We start from the raw sequence: 15,139 nt of genomic DNA, 5'->3' as shown, positions 1-15,139 counted from the left end.
GCGCTTCAGGCGTTTCCGGTGGACAGTGGGACCAGTCGCGCGATCTTCCTTTCTTCAACCAGGGTCTCGATCTTCACAATGACCAGCGACAGGTTGTCGCCGCCGCCGCGTGCGCGGGAGCGCGCCTTGTCGATCAGGAATTCGGTGGCTTCGCGCGGTGACAGCGAATCCACCACCGAGGCCAGTTCGGTGGGGGAGAAGTAGTGCCACACGCCATCGCTGCAGGCGAGCAGGACATCGCCCGGGCGCAATTGCTGAATGGTGTGGGTGGTGATGGGCGGGTCGCTTTCGGTGCCCAGGCAGCCCACCAGAATGTTGGAGTGCGGATGGATGTTGGCCTCGGCTTCGGTCAGCTCGCCGCGATCGACCAGGGCCTGAACATACGAGTGGTCACTCGTGCGGAAGGTCAGCCTGGCTCCTTCAAAGTGGTAGATGCGCGAATCGCCTGCATGGACCCAGTGGCAGTCCCCGCGGGGGTTGATCAGGAAAGCCGCGATCGTGCTGTGCGGTTCCTGCTCGGATGAAATGGCCGTGAGGCGGATGACGATGTGGGCCTCTTCCACCATGTTCTTGAGCATGGCCGCAGGGTCGTCGGTTTCCGGCGAGTAGCGTTCGAACAGCTGGCGTGCCGTCATCATCACCTGGTCGGAGGCCTTGCGCCCGCCACTGCGCCCGCCCATGCCATCGGCAACCACACCGAGCACGCATCCGTTGTAGCGGTCATGCGAGATCAGGGCCACCTGGTCTTGCTGGTATTCGCGGTCACCCTTGTGGATGCCGGTCGATGCGATGAGGCGGAACGCTTTGGTCATGCTGGTGATTGTGGGGGGCGGCGGCGCAAATACCCATCGGAGAGGCGTGTCGGAGCGCGTATTATCCGCTCGCGTGTGGCATTTTTGCCATGCCCATGGGCGCATGGCGCCGCCACCGCCTTGAAATCGAACCACCACTCCTTGCCCCGCCAGTTGATAGATCTGCGCATCGCCCATGCCGATCTGGACGCCCGCATCGACCACGGCGCGCTGGAGGCGGTGCCTGACGAGTTTTCGCTCAGGCGCCTGAAAAAGCGCCGCCTCGCATTGCGCGATGCAATCGACCGCCTGGAGCGTGCGCTCCAGCCCCAAGAACCTGCGTGATGGGTCTTGCGGACGCAGTGCATGCGGCATTCCAACCCGAAGGGGTGCTGTCGCGAACGGAGGGCCACTACCGCGCGCGCGAGGGGCAGATCCGGATGGCGGATGCGGTGGCCCGGACCATCGAGCTCGGTGGCGCCCTGGTGGTAGAAGCCGGCACCGGCGTTGGCAAGACCTTTGCCTATCTGGTTCCGGCACTGCTCAGTGGCGAGCGGGTGTTGCTTTCCACGGCCACCAAGGCCTTGCAGGACCAGCTTTTTGCCCGGGACCTGCCTCAGCTGGTCTCTGCATTGGGCGTGCCGGTACGCACGGCGCTGCTGAAGGGGCGGGGCAGTTACCTGTGTCTGCACCGCATGGAAAAGGCGCGGCAGGACACCGCGCTGCACGATCGCAACGTGCAGCGGGTGCTGGCGAAGGTGGAGATCTGGTCGCACAGCACGCGCTCGGGTGATCTGGCGGAATTGCCAGGTCTCGACGAGCGATCGCCCGTCATCGCGCTGATCACCTCCACCCGTGAAAACTGTCTGGGCGTGGCGTGCCCTCGCTTTCGCCAGTGCCATGTGCACATCGCCCGGCGTGAAGCGCTGGCCGCCGATGTGGTGGTGATCAACCACCATCTGTTCTTTGCCGACGTGGCCGTGCGGGAGTCGGGCATGGCCGAGCTGCTGCCGACTGTGCGGGTCGTGGTGTTGGACGAGGCACACCAGATCAATGAAATCGGTGTGCAGTTTCTCGGCACGCACCTGTCCACAGGGCAATGGCTGGATTATTCCCGTGATCTGCTGGCGACAGGTTTGCAGCACGCCCGCGGCCTTGCGGACTGGAGCACCCTGGCGGGACACCTGGAGCGGGCGTGTGGCGATCTGCGCATTGCCGTGGGACCGAGGGTGCCCGGCGCCAAGCTGCGCTGGACTGGCGAAGTGCCCGAAACCGTCATGCCTGCAGGCTGGCAAGAGGCCCTTCGGGGCATGGCAGCGGCGTGCGCGCAAGCGATGGAAGCGCTGGACCCGTTGAGCGAGTTGTCCCCTGATCTCGTCCGGCTGTATGAGCGCGGCTCGGAACTTTTGGCGCGCCTGGGGCGGTTTGCAGCGCCCTGCAGTCCGGACGCCGTGCGCTGGCTGGACGTGGGCGGCCAGCTGCGGCTGGTGGAGTCGCCGCTGGATATTGCGCAGACCATGCAGACCCGCGTGCTTGCTGCTCCCGCTGAATCCGGCGCCGAAAAAGATGACGGCGACGGATGGCCGGCCCCCGCGCAGCATGCGGGCCGGGCCTGGATTTTCACGTCCGCCACCCTGGGGGACGATGCCGGGCTGACATGGTTCACCGAGCGCTGTGGCCTGCAGAACGCTGAAATACTGCGTGTTGACAGCCCGTTCGACTATGCATCCCAGGCGGCGCTGTATGTGCCCCGGCATTTGCCAGAACCGTCTGATCCCGGCCATAGCCTGGCAGTGGCCGGGCTGGCTGGAGCGGCTGCCAGTCGCCTTGGCGGGCGCACGCTGGTTCTGACCACGACGCTCAAGGCCCTGCGCGCCATTGGTGATGCGTTGCAGGCCCGTTTCAGCAACCAGGAAGGGCCGGAGGTGCTGGTGCAGGGCGACCGGCCCAAGCGCCAACTCATGCAGCGTTTTCGCGAGGGAGCCTCTGGCGGCGGACGGGGTTGCGTGCTGGTGGCTTCGGCATCTTTCTGGGAAGGCTTTGATGTGCCTGGCGATGCCTTGCAGCTGGTGGTCATCGACAAGCTGCCTTTTCCACCCCCTGGCGACCCGCTGATAGAGGCACGCAGCCAGCGCATCAAAGCCGCTGGCGGTCGCTCGTTTCAGATGCTTGCCGTGCCCGAGGCGGCTGTTGCGCTCAAGCAAGGCGCAGGGCGGTTGATCCGGAGGGAATCAGACCGCGGTGTGCTGGTCGTGTGCGACACGCGGTTGGCCACCATGGGCTATGGCAAGCGGCTGATGCGCGCGCTGCCGCCCATGCGCGTTCTGGAAAATCCAGAGGGATTGGAGGCCGCGCTGGATGCGCTTACCAGAACTTCCACCACGGATTGGACTTGGCCTTGACGGTACCCGTGGCGTAGGCGCCCTGGGGGTAGGAGGCTTGCATGACCCGGCGGGCATCATCACGCAGCTGGGTCATTCCCAGGGCATCGTAGGACTGGATCAGGATGTACAGGGCTTCTTCAAGCGCAGGGACACCCTGGTAGTCGGCCAGTGCAGCCTGGGCGCGGCCGATGGCCGCCACATAGGCGCCGCGCTGGAAGTAGTAGCGGGCAACGTGGACTTCATACTGGGCCAGCGAATTGACGATGTAGGTCATGCGCTGGCGAGCGTCTTTGGCGTAGCGCGAATCAGGGAACCGTGTCACCAGTTCGCTGAACGACTCGAAGGAATCCTTGGCGGCTTTCTGGTCGCGTTCGGAGAGATCCTGCTGGGAGATCCATGAAAAAAGACCCAGGTTGTCGTTGAAGTTGACCAGGCCTTTGAGGTACATCGCGTAATCGAGCGCAGGACTTGCGGGGTGCAACTTCATGAAGCGGTCCAGCGTGGCGATGGCCTGTGCCTTTTCACCACCCTTGTACTGCGCATAGGCTTTGTCAAGCTGGGCCTGCTGGGCAAGGGGCGTGCCTGCCGCACGGCCCTCCAGTTTTTCCAGCAAGGGCACGGCCTTGTCGAAAGCGCCGCCGCTCAACTCGTCCTTGGCTTCCGAGTAAATGCGGTTGGGGCTCCAGCCCGCTGTCTTGTCTTCCGGCGTGCTTGAACAGCCCGCGAGCAAGCCGGCGGTCAGCAGGGCAGTGATAAAAGGCAGGGGGGCACGCAGCATTGCAGGCAGCTTTCAGACAAAAAGTGAACGTGTGTCCCGTGAGGCGCTGCACCGGCTGTCGCACCGGCATGGTACGGCTTGGCCCGCGGCGCAATCTCAACCGACACCGGCATTGTACCGACGGTGCCTGCCTGGTCCCGTTTGCCTGAAACGGCTATTGCACGAGCCGGGCCAGGTGGGCTTCCTACAATGGAGCCCATGTTTGTACACCTGCGCCTGCACACCGAATTTTCCGTCGTTGACGGCACCAATCGCATCGATGACCTGGCCAAGGCAGCAGCCAAGGATGGCCAGCCTGCATTGGCCATCACCGACCTCAACAACCTTTTTGGCGCCATCAAGTTCTACAAGGCGATGCGAGGCAAAGGCGTCAAGCCGATTCTGGGGGCGGAAATCTTTCTGGAAGGCGAGGCGGGTGCAGCGCCGTCGCGCATGCTGGTGCTGGTGCAGGGGCGCCAGGGCTATCTGAATCTGTCCGAGCTGCTGGCACGCGCCTGGACCCGCAGTGTGTCCAAAACCCATGCCGTCTGCACCTGGGCGTGGTTGGAGGAGCTGGGCGAAGGGCTGATTGCGATCTCGGGCGCCCAGGCAGGAGCGGTGGGGCAGGCCCTCATGAAAGGCGATGACGCCGGGGCGGCGCGTCTGGCGTTGCGGCTGGCTGGCATCTTTCCCCACCGTTTCTACGTGGAGTTGCAACGGGCAGGCCGCGCCGACGACGAGGCCCATGTGGTGGCGGCTGTGCAGCTGGCGGCACGGCTGCATCTGCCGGTGGTGGCCACGCATCCCGTGCAGTTTGGCTCAGCGGACGATTACGAGGCCCACGAGGCGCGGGTGTGCATTGCCGAGGGCGAGATCCTGGGCAACCAGCGTCGGGTGCGCAAGTTCACGCGCGAGCAGTATTTCAAGTCGTCGGCGCAGATGCAGGCGCTGTTCGAGGACCTGCCCGCCGCGCTGGCCAATTCGGTGGAGATTGCGCGCCGTTGCAACATCACCCTGGTGCTGGGCAAGCCGCAGCTGCCCAATTTCCCCATTCCCCCCGTGAATGGGCAGGTGCTGTCGGTGGAGGACTACTTTCGCCATGTGTCCTTTGAGGGGCTGGAGGAGCGCCTGACGCTTCTGTTTCCCGAAGAAACCAAGCGCAATGCGCAGCGCCCGCGCTATGTGGAGCGGCTGGAGTTCGAGCTCAATACCATCCTCAAGATGGGGTTTCCCGGCTACTTCCTGATTGTGGGGGACTTCATCCAATGGGCCAAGACGCACGGCTGTCCCGTCGGGCCGGGCCGGGGTTCCGGCGCGGGGTCGCTGGTGGCCTATGCACTCAAGATCACCGATCTGGACCCGCTGGAATACAACCTGCTGTTCGAGCGTTTCCTGAACCCGGAGCGGGTGTCCATGCCCGACTTCGACATTGACTTTTGCCAGGCGAACCGCGACCGCGTGATCGACTATGTAAAGGACAAATACGGCAAGGATGCCGTCAGCCAGATTGCCACTTTCGGCACCATGGCGGCCAAGGCCGCCATCCGCGACGTGGGCCGGGTGATGGACATGAGCTACACCTTTTGTGACGGCATCTCCAAGCTGGTGCCCAACAAACCGGGGCAGTCCTACACCCTGCAATACCCGCCCGAGACCAAGAAGGAGGGGGACAAGAACAACTACGCGCTGGAGCTGGAACCCCTGCTCTACGAGCGGGTGCGCAAGGAGGACGACGTCAAGACCATCATCGAGATGGCGCAGAAACTCGAAGGCATGACGCGCAATATCGGCATGCATGCCGGGGGCGTGCTGATCGCCCCGGGCAAGCTCACTGATTTTTGCCCGCTGTACCAGCAGCCTGGCAGCGAATCGGCCGTGAGCCAGTACGACAAGGACGATGTGGAGGCCATCGGCCTCGTGAAGTTCGACTTTCTGGGCCTGGCCACGCTCACCATCCTGGAGATCGCGCGCGAGTTCATCATCAAGCGCCACAAGGGCCAGGAGAACTTCGCGTTCGAAACCATTCCGCTGGACGATGGCCCTACCTACCGGCTGTTCTCCGATGGCAAGACCGAGGCCGTTTTCCAGTTTGAAAGCCGCGGTATGCAGGGCATGCTCAAAGAGGCGCGACCCAGCCGTCTGGAGGATTTGATTGCCCTGAATGCCCTGTACCGCCCGGGTCCCATGGACCTGATACCCAGCTTCGTGAACCGCAAGCACGGCAAGGAGGTGGTGGAGTACCCGCACCCGCTGGTGGAGCCCGTGCTGGCTGAGACTTACGGGATCATGGTGTACCAGGAGCAGGTGATGCAGACCGCCCAGGTGCTGGGCGGCTACAGCCTGGGCGGCGCCGACATGCTGCGCCGTGCCATGGGCAAGAAGAAGGCCGAGGAGATGGCCGAACACCGCGCCATCTTCCGCAAGGGCGCTGCCGAAAAGGGCATCAGCCAGGAGAAGGCCGACGAGGTGTTCGACCTGATGGAGAAGTTCGCGGGCTACGGTTTCAACAAGTCGCACGCAGCCGCCTACTCGCTGCTGGCCTACCACACGGGCTGGCTCAAGGTGCACTACACGGCCGAGTTTTTCTGCGCCAACATGACCGTGGAAATGGACGACACCGACAAGCTCAAGGTGCTGTTCGAGGATGCGGTCAAGAACTTCGGGATGACCTTCGAGCCCCCAGACGTGAACCGGGGCGTGTACCGGTTCGAGCCGGTGACCGACAAGGTGATCCGTTATGGCCTGGGTGCCGTCAAGGGAACGGGGCAGCAGGCCATCGAGGCCATCGTCGCCGCCCGTGAGGGACGGGGCGAGGGGCCGCAGGGCTCCACTACTGGCCCCTTCAAGAGTCTGTTCGATTTTTGCGTGCGGGTAGATCGGACACGCCTGAACAAGCGCACGGTCGAGGCGCTCATCAAGGCGGGGGCGTTTGATGCGCTCCATCTCAATCGTGCCGCGCTGGTCGCTTCGATCGACCGGGCGTTTGACTTTGCCGCGGCCACGCTGGCCAACGTGAACCAGGGCGGGCTCTTTGACATGATGGGCGAAGACGCCCATGGATCGAGCACCCAGGAGCCCGATCTGGTCGACGCGGTGCCCTGGGGCATCAAGGAGCGGCTCACCCAGGAGAAGACGGCCGTCGGCTTCTACCTGTCGGGCCACCTGTTTGACGAGGTGGCGCAGGAGGTACGCCGTTTCGTGCGCACGCAGATCGATGAATTGCTGGACAGCCGCGAGCCCCAGATCTTGGCCGGCATCGTCAGCGACTTTCGGGTGATCAACGGCCAGCGGGGCAAGCTGGGCCTGTTTCGCCTCGATGACAAATCCGGCGTGCTGGAGGCCTCTGCCGACGAGGCCTTGCTCAACACCTACCGTAACCAGCTCAAGGAAGATGAGTTCGTGGTGATGATGGGGCGCCTGCAGCTCGACCACTTCAGCGGCGGGCTGCGGGTGAAGGTGCAGCAGGTGTGGGACATGGCCGGAGCGCGCGCCCGGTTCGGCAAATACCTGCATGTCGTGGTGGGGGACAAATCCCCTGACGTGCCAGGTCTGGTGCGGGAGTTCCCTCCACGCCGGGAGGAGTCGGAGCAGGGCGATCTGCTGCACGGGCTGCGCGTGCGCATGGGGGTGCGCTGCGTGGCAGAGCAGGGGGCCGCGGTGGCCGAACTCCAATTGGGTGACGCCAGCCGCTTTTATCCGACCGATGCCGCGCTGGCGGCCTGGAGCGCCGGGGTGGGAACCGGCTCGGCCACGGTGATCTATGAGTGACCCGTGGATGGGGCGGCGCGCATTTTGCCGGCGGTTGTAAAAACCGCAATCGTCCTCAGATGACACGGGCTGCAGTGCAACGGATGCATCGCTAGAATGAATTTCATGGCAACAAAACCACCTTCTCCCCCCACCGCGCTGCCCCCCACCCGGCCAGCACAGGATGATGGCGGTTCGGTCGTGCTCGAAAGACGCGCGCAAAAGACCCAGCCGCCCCATATGTACCAGGTGGTCATGCTCAATGACGACTACACGCCCATGGAGTTCGTGATCGTGGTGCTGCAGGAGTTTTTCAGCAAAGACCGCGAACAGGCCACCCAGATCATGCTGAAGATCCACCTCGACGGCAAAGGCGTGTGCGGCGTGTATTCCCGCGATGTGGCCGCCACCAAGGTGGACCAGGTGCTGGAGGCAGCGCTGAAGGCTGGCCACCCCCTGCAATGTGTGAGTGAGCCTGTTGAATAACGGGTTTCTCGTCCCGATCTAAAGTTATCCCTTCCACGCAAGCACAAAGGAGTTCACATGATTGCCCAGGAACTGGAAGTCAGCTTGCACATGGCCTTTGTTGAGGCCCGCCAGCAGCGCCACGAGTTCATCACCGTGGAGCATCTGTTGCTTGCACTGCTCGATAATCCCAGCGCAGCGGAGGTGCTGCGCGCATGTTCGGCCAATATCGATGATCTGCGTTCATCGCTGTCGAATTTCATCAAGGACAACACGCCGCAGGTCGCAGGGTCTGATGAGGTGGACACCCAACCCACGCTGGGCTTCCAGCGGGTGATCCAGCGTGCCATCATGCACGTGCAATCCACGGGCAACGGCAAGAAAGAGGTGACGGGCGCCAACGTGCTCGTGGCCATCTTCGGCGAGAAGGATTCGCATGCTGTGTATTACCTGCACCAGCAGGGCGTGACGCGCCTCGATGTGGTCAACTTCATCGCCCACGGCATCAAGAAGGGCGAGCCGCCAGAGCCCGCCAAGGCCGAGAACCAGGCCGAGGGTGAAGAGGGTGGTAGCTCCGAGCGCAACGAGAAAGCCTCGCCGCTGGAGCAGTTCACCCAGAACCTGAACCAGCTCGCCAAGGACGGCAAGATCGACCCGCTGATCGGCCGCCACTACGAGGTGGAGCGCACGATCCAGATCCTGTGCCGCCGCCGCAAGAACAACCCGCTGCTGGTGGGCGAGGCGGGCGTGGGCAAGACCGCGATTGCCGAGGGCCTGGCCTGGCGCATCACGCAGAACGATGTGCCCGAGATCCTGGCCGAGGCCACGGTGTACTCGCTGGACATGGGCGCGCTGCTGGCGGGTACCAAGTACCGCGGTGATTTCGAGCAGCGCCTCAAGGGCGTGCTCAAGTCGCTCAAGGACAAGCCCAACGCGATTCTGTTCATTGACGAGATCCACACGCTGATCGGTGCGGGGGCCGCCTCGGGTGGCACGCTGGACGCCAGCAACCTGCTCAAGCCGGCGCTGTCCAGCGGCCAGCTCAAGTGCATCGGCGCGACCACCTTCACCGAGTACCGTGGCATCTTCGAGAAGGACGCCGCGCTGTCGCGCCGCTTCCAGAAGGTGGACGTGGTCGAGCCCACCGTGGCCGAGACCGTCGACATCCTCAAGGGCCTCAAGTCGCGCTTCGAAGAGCACCACAGCGTGAAATACGCAGCGGCTGCCCTGCAGGCTGCGGCCGAGCTGAGCGCCAAGTACATCAACGACCGCCACCTGCCCGACAAGGCCATCGACGTGATCGACGAGGCGGGTGCTGCCCAGCGCATCCTGGTGCCCAGCAAGCGCAAGAAGACCATCGGCAAGGCCGAGATCGAAGAGATCGTGGCCAAGATTGCGCGCATTCCACCCGCCAATGTGTCCAACGACGACCGGGGCAAGCTCCAGACGCTGGAGCGCGACCTCAAGAGCGTGGTGTTCGGCCAGGACAAGGCGCTGGAGGTGCTGGCCTCGGCGGTCAAGATGGCGCGCTCGGGCCTGGGCAAGGGCGACAAGCCGATCGGCTCCTTCCTGTTCAGCGGTCCCACCGGCGTCGGCAAGACCGAGGCGGCTAAGCAGCTGGCCTTCATCATGGGCATCGAGCTGATCCGCTTCGACATGTCGGAGTACATGGAGCGCCACGCCGTGAGCCGCCTGATCGGTGCGCCTCCGGGCTACGTGGGCTTTGACCAGGGTGGCCTGCTGACCGAAGCCATCACCAAGAAGCCGCACGCGGTGCTGCTGCTCGACGAAATCGAGAAGGCGCACCCGGACATCTTCAACGTGCTGCTGCAGGTCATGGACCACGGCACGCTGACGGACAACAACGGCCGCAAGGCCGACTTCCGCAACGTGCTCATCATCATGACCACGAACGCTGGCGCCGAGACCATGAACAAGGCGACCATCGGCTTCACCAACCCGCGCCAGGCGGGCGACGAGATGGGCGACATCAAGCGCCTGTTCACGCCCGAGTTCCGCAACCGGCTGGACGCCATCGTCAACTTCAAGGCACTTGACGAGCAGATCATCCTGCGCGTGGTGGACAAGTTCCTGCTGCAGCTGGAAACCCAACTGGCCGAGAAGAAGGTGGAGGTCACCTTCACCGACGCCCTGCGCAAGCACCTGGCCAAGAAGGGGTTTGACCCGCTGATGGGCGCGCGCCCCATGCAGCGCCTGATCCAGGACACCATCCGCCGTGCGCTGGCCGACGAACTGCTGTTTGGCCGTCTGACGGAGGGTGGGCGCCTCACGGTGGACATCGAGCTCAAGACCGATGACAAGGGCGTGGAAACGTCCGAAGTGCTGCTGGACATCCAGCCGCTCCCCAAGAAGGATCGCTCGGCCAAGTCGGAACCCGCTGAGCCGGAAGAAGCCACGGCGGATTGACGCGGTGCAGTGGCTGCGCCGCCGGCGCGTTCGCTGTGGCCCGCCAAAAGAAAGCCCACGGTGTATGCCGTGGGCTTTCTTACATGGCGTCAAGCGTGGGCGCTTGGAGTGCGCTGTGGCACCACCGCCATTCAAGGGGTTTGCAGGCGTTGCAGCAGCTCCAGGGTGGGGTAGCCATCCTGTGCCGTGCCGATGCTGCGCTGGAAGGCCCGCAGCCCTGCGCGGGTGGCGGGGCCCATCACGCCGTCCGGGGTGCCGGCAGCAAACCCCCTGAGGTTCAGTGCCTCCTGCAGTGCCTGCATCTGCGCGCGCGACAGGGGCTCCAGATCGCGCGGCCAGGCGCCCGCGACCGCTGCGCCGCCGCCGATCTGTTGCGACAGCTGCGCCACCGCGAGCGCGTAGTGGATCGAGTTGTTGTACCGCAGGATGCTCCGGAAATTGGCCCCCACCAGAAACGCCGGGCCGCGGGCACCCGCCGGAGCCACGATGGAGGCCGCGCTCAGGGCCGGCAGCCTCTGGCCGTCGAGTGCACGTATGCCCTCGGCTTCCCATTGCGCGGTCGTTTGCTGCACAGACAGGTCTGCCCGGGCATGGTCGAACGTGGGTGGGAGCCGCACCTCGGCACCCCAAAGCTCATGGGTTTGCCAGCCGGAGCGGGACAGAAAATGGGCCGTGGAGGCCGCCACATCGGGGATGCTGCCCCAGATGTCACGGTGCCCGTCGCCATCGGCATCCACGGCGTAGGCCAGGAACACCGAGGGCAGGAACTGGGTGTGGCCCATGGCGCCAGCCCAGGAGCCCACCATGCGCTCGGCGGTGATGTCGCCCTGGTCCATGATGCGCAGTGCCGCCAGCAGTTCGGCCTGTGCCCAGGCGCGGCGCCGGCCGTCGTAGGCCAGCGTGGCCAGCGCATCCACGGTGTGGAAGCTGCCAAAGTTGCTGCCGTAGTTGCTCTCCATGCCCCAGATGGCGGTGATCACCGTGGCGGGCACGCCGTAGCGGGCGGCGGCGGCCTCCAGCGCTGTGTGGTGCTCGGCCAGCTGGGCCTTGCCCTGCGTGATGCGCTGCACCGAGACCGCGCTGTCGAGGTAGGCCCAGGGCGTGCGGGCGAATTCGGGCTGGGTACGGTCCAGCTCCACCACGCGGGGTTGCCATTGGGCGTTGCCAAGCACGTCGCGCACGGTGCCGGGCCGGATGCCGGCCGCAAGGGCCTGCGCAGAAAACGCGGCGCGCCAGGCGGCAAAGCCTGCGGCGTGCTCTGCATCGGCGGGGGTGCCCGCGCTGGCGGCCGCTGGCAACGTGGTGCTTGCCGTGAGGGGCTGGCTGGGGGGCGTTGGCGCGGAGGTGCAACCTGCGAGGGCCAGGGCCGCAACCAGTGCGGCCGGCCGCAACCTGGGCGCGAGGGCCTGGCAATGCGGCGAGAAGGAGGAAAGTGCGAGGATGCGATGCATGCGCCATTGTCTCGTGCTGCAGCGCCCGTGTCTTGCCGCACGCGTGGCACGCCGCGAATGGGCTGGTTGGCGTGTTTACTACTATTTTGATAGCTGTAGGTGCTTTATTTGCAAGCGATTGAGGCCAAAAAGCATGAAATTCAGGTACAGTTGGAGTTTGGCGCTTGTGATGCCCATGGGCGCTCTTTTCCAGCCTTTGTTTGTCCACCGACCATGGCCTCTCACACTTTCCTCTGGCACGACTACGAAACCTTCGGTGCGAACACCCGGCGCGACCGGCCGGCGCAGTTTGCGGCCATCCGCACGGACGCGGCGCTCAACGAGATCGGCGCGCCGCTGATGCTCTATTGCCAGCCGGCCAACGACTACCTGCCCGATCCAGAGGCCTGCCTCATCACCGGCATCACGCCCCAGCTGTGCCTCGAAAAAGGCGTGCCCGAGCATGAGTTCGCCAACCGCATCGAGGCCGAATTCGCGCAGCCGGGCACCATTGGCGTGGGCTACAACACCATCCGCTTCGACGACGAGATCACGCGCTTCATGTTCTGGCGCAACCTCATCGACCCCTATGCGCGCGAGTGGCAGAACCAGTGCGGCCGCTGGGACCTGCTCGATGTGGTGCGCATGACGTATGCGCTGCGCCCCGACGGCATGGAGTGGCCCCGCAAGGAAGACGGCACGCCCAGCTTCAAGCTGGAGCATCTTTCCAAGGCCAACGGCCTGCTGCACGAGGCCGCGCACGACGCGCTGTCCGACGTGCGCGCCACCATCGCGCTGGCGCGGCTCATTCGCCAGCACAACCCCAGGCTGTTTGACTTTGCCCTGTCGCTGCACAAAAAAGACCGCGTGGCCGCCGAATTGCGCCTGCCCGCCACGGCACTCACGGCGCGGCCGTTTCTGCATGTCTCGGGCATGTTTCCGGCCGAGCGCGGTTGCCTGGCGGTGATGTGGCCGCTGGCCAGCCATCCCACCAACAAGAACGAGCTGATTGCCTGGGACCTGGCCCATGACCCGCGCGAGCTGGCCACGCTGGGCGCCGACGAGATCCGGCTGCGCATGTTCTCCCGCGCGGCCGACCTGCCGGAGGGCACCATGCGCCTGCCAATCAAGACCATCCACCTGAACAAGTCGCCCATGGTGGTGGGCAATGTGAACACGCTCACGCCCGCGCTGGCGCAGCGCTGGGGCATGGACCTGGTCCAGGCAGCGCAGCACGCAGACATGGCGCGGGCCCTGCCCGACATGAGCGGCATCTGGCCGGTCGTGTTTGCCCGCCCGGCCGAGCCCGCTCCCGATGTGGACCAGGACCTGTATGGCGGATTCGTCGGCAACAGCGACCGCCGCCACCTGAACGATCTGCGCACCCTGAGTGGCGCGAAACTGGCCGCCGCGCGCACGGGCTTTGACGATCCGCGTCTGGCCGAGCTGGTGTGGCGCTACCGGGCCCGCAACTTCCCCGGCACCCTGTCGCCCGAAGAGGCTGAGCGCTGGGAGGCGCACCGCGCCGCCTGCCTGTTTGACGGGGCGGGCGGGGCGCGCACCGTGGAGCAGCTGTTCACCGCAATCGACCAGATCTCGGAGACCGCCGACGACGACCGCACCCAGGAGATCCTGGGCGCCTTGTACGATTACGCCGAGCACATCGCACCTGAACGCTAGCCCCCCTGAGGCGCTGGCGCGCCTTCCCCCTGAGGGGGACGCACCCGGTGGCCTGGCAGAGCCAGTTCCACGGGTGCGCTGGCGTCAGGGCGCGCCAGTATTGATCGCCCCGCCTTGTAAGTAGCCCCGCAGAAACAGCGCAGATTTTTATGACGACACCGCAAAACCGCAGCTTCACCACCCAGATCGTGCATGCCGACCGCCTGGGCGGTGCCGCGCATGGCGCCATCCACCAGCCCATCCACACCTCGGTGCAATACGGCTTTGACCAGGTCGAGGACCTGATTGCCGTGTTCCAGGGCACCGCCAAGGGCGGCTTCAACTATGCCCGCCAGGGAACCCCCACCACGGCCGCGCTCGAGGCCAAGCTCACGCAGATGGAGCAGGGCCAGGGCAGCATCGTCTTTGCCACCGGCATGGCCGCCATCTGCGCCATCTTTCTCACGTTGCTCAAGGCGGGTGACCATCTGGTGGCCAGCAAGTTCGTGTTTGGCAACACCAACAGCGTGTTGGGCACGCTCGCCGATCTGGGCATTGAAGTCACCACGGTGGACGTGACGGACACCGCCAAAGTGGCCACCGCCCTGCGGCCCAACACCCGCATGGTGTTTGCCGAAACCATTGCCAACCCCGGCACGCAGATTCCCGACCTGGAAGGCATTGGCGCGCTGTGCCAGGAGCGCGGCCTGCTGTACGTGGTGGACAACACCGTGGCCTCGCCGTACCTGTTCCGTCCGGGCACGGTGGGGGCGGGCCTGGTGGTGCATTCGCTCACCAAGAGCATCGGTGGGCAGGGCGACGCGCTGGGTGGCGCCGTGATCGACACCGGCGTTTTCGACTGGAGCCGCTACCCCAACATCTTTCCGGCCTACCGCAAGGGCGATGCCAAAGGCTGGGGCCTGCAGCAGCTGCGCAAGAAGGGCCTGCGCGACATGGGTGGCAGCTTGTCATCCCATGCCGCGCACCAGATTGCGCTGGGCGCCGAAACGCTGGCCCTGCGCATGGACCGCACCAGCGCCACCGCATTGGCGCTGGCCCAGTGGCTGGAGCAGCACCCGGCCGTGGCGCGGGTGCATTACCCGCTGCTGGCGTCACACCCGCAGCATGCCCAGGCCCAAAAGCACTTCAAGGCGGGCTCGTGGCTGCTGTCGTTCGAGTTGCGCGACCCCGCCCAGTGCCTGCCCTTGTGCAACCGCCTGCGGCTGCCCATCAAGGCCACGGGCCTGGCGGATACGCGCACGCTCATCATCCCGGTGGCCCACACCATCTTCTGGGAAGCGGGCCCCGAGGTGCGGGCCGTCATGGGCATTGGCGACAGCATGATCCGCCTGTCGGTCGGCCTGGAGGAATTGCAGGACCTGCTGGCCGACTTTGCGCAGGCGCTGGCCTGAAAGCAGGTGATCTGCTCTTGAGATTAGAGCTTCCAGCGATTTTTCTGTAAGCGCTGGCAGCCAATCT

10 protein-coding genes are annotated in these 15,139 nt (G+C 64.9%); 7 read left to right on the top strand and 3 right to left on the bottom strand.

Annotation, left to right across the window (positions count from 1 at the left end; all coding sequences use genetic code 11):
* Positions 1-5: 5 nt before the first annotated feature.
* Entirely contained in the window at positions 6-812 is an 807-nt protein-coding gene (locus K225_RS0108955) for a PP2C family serine/threonine-protein phosphatase (protein WP_026436081.1), read from the bottom strand.
* Positions 813-932: 120 nt separating this feature from the next.
* Here K225_RS0108955 and K225_RS0108950 point away from each other — a divergent pair, with 120 nt between their 5' ends.
* Both K225_RS0108950 and K225_RS0108945 read left to right on the top strand, forming a co-directional pair.
* The gene (locus tag K225_RS0108950; RefSeq protein ID WP_026436080.1) at positions 933-1,136 is read left to right on the top strand and encodes a YdcH family protein; all 204 of its coding nucleotides are present in this window, start codon (positions 933-935) and stop codon (positions 1,134-1,136) included.
* Positions 1,136-3,193, top strand: coding sequence for an ATP-dependent DNA helicase (locus tag K225_RS0108945; RefSeq protein ID WP_026436079.1), 2,058 nt, complete (start codon positions 1,136-1,138; stop codon positions 3,191-3,193). Before K225_RS0108950 ends, K225_RS0108945 begins: the two co-directional genes overlap by 1 nt.
* On the opposite strand, the gene K225_RS0108940 is transcribed toward K225_RS0108945, so the two are convergent.
* On the bottom strand, positions 3,156-3,953 hold the full coding sequence (locus K225_RS0108940) for an outer membrane protein assembly factor BamD (RefSeq protein WP_026436078.1): 798 nt from the start codon (positions 3,951-3,953) through the stop codon (positions 3,156-3,158). The genes K225_RS0108945 and K225_RS0108940 overlap by 38 nt on opposite strands.
* 198 nt (positions 3,954-4,151) lie before the next feature.
* Between K225_RS0108940 and dnaE the strand changes: the two genes are divergently transcribed.
* The 3 genes from dnaE (at position 4,152) to clpA (ending at position 10,571) form a co-directional block, all read left to right on the top strand.
* The gene (dnaE, locus tag K225_RS0108935; protein ID WP_026436077.1) at positions 4,152-7,700 is read left to right on the top strand and encodes a DNA polymerase III subunit alpha; all 3,549 of its coding nucleotides are present in this window, start codon (positions 4,152-4,154) and stop codon (positions 7,698-7,700) included.
* Positions 7,701-7,796: 96 nt separating this feature from the next.
* A complete protein-coding gene (gene clpS / locus K225_RS0108930) occupies positions 7,797-8,165 on the top strand; it encodes an ATP-dependent Clp protease adapter ClpS (RefSeq protein WP_026436076.1) in 369 nt (122 codons plus the stop codon).
* Between the two features lie 57 nt (positions 8,166-8,222).
* Entirely contained in the window at positions 8,223-10,571 is a 2,349-nt protein-coding gene (gene clpA, locus K225_RS0108925) for an ATP-dependent Clp protease ATP-binding subunit ClpA (protein ID WP_026436075.1), read from the top strand.
* A 131-nt stretch (positions 10,572-10,702) separates the two neighbouring features.
* Here clpA and K225_RS0108920 read toward each other — a convergent pair whose 3' ends face one another.
* Positions 10,703-12,022, bottom strand: coding sequence for a lytic murein transglycosylase (locus K225_RS0108920; RefSeq protein WP_051248830.1), 1,320 nt, complete (start codon positions 12,020-12,022; stop codon positions 10,703-10,705).
* Positions 12,023-12,235: 213 nt separating this feature from the next.
* Here K225_RS0108920 and sbcB point away from each other — a divergent pair, with 213 nt between their 5' ends.
* Both sbcB and K225_RS0108910 read left to right on the top strand, forming a co-directional pair.
* Positions 12,236-13,681 (top strand): exodeoxyribonuclease I, encoded by a 1,446-nt coding sequence (sbcB, locus tag K225_RS0108915; protein WP_026436073.1) that lies wholly within the window; start codon positions 12,236-12,238, stop codon positions 13,679-13,681.
* Positions 13,682-13,830: 149 nt separating this feature from the next.
* Positions 13,831-15,072, top strand: a complete 1,242-nt coding sequence (locus K225_RS0108910) for a cystathionine gamma-synthase family protein (RefSeq protein WP_026436072.1) — start codon at positions 13,831-13,833, stop codon at positions 15,070-15,072.
* Positions 15,073-15,139 lie beyond the last annotated feature (67 nt).

It is taken from the genome of Acidovorax sp. JHL-9, from assembly GCF_000426205.1.
Classification (GTDB): domain Bacteria; phylum Pseudomonadota; class Gammaproteobacteria; order Burkholderiales; family Burkholderiaceae_C; genus Acidovorax; species Acidovorax soli.
Note: the sequence above shows the minus strand (reverse complement) of the source record. Positions and strands in the feature narration are given on the sequence as shown.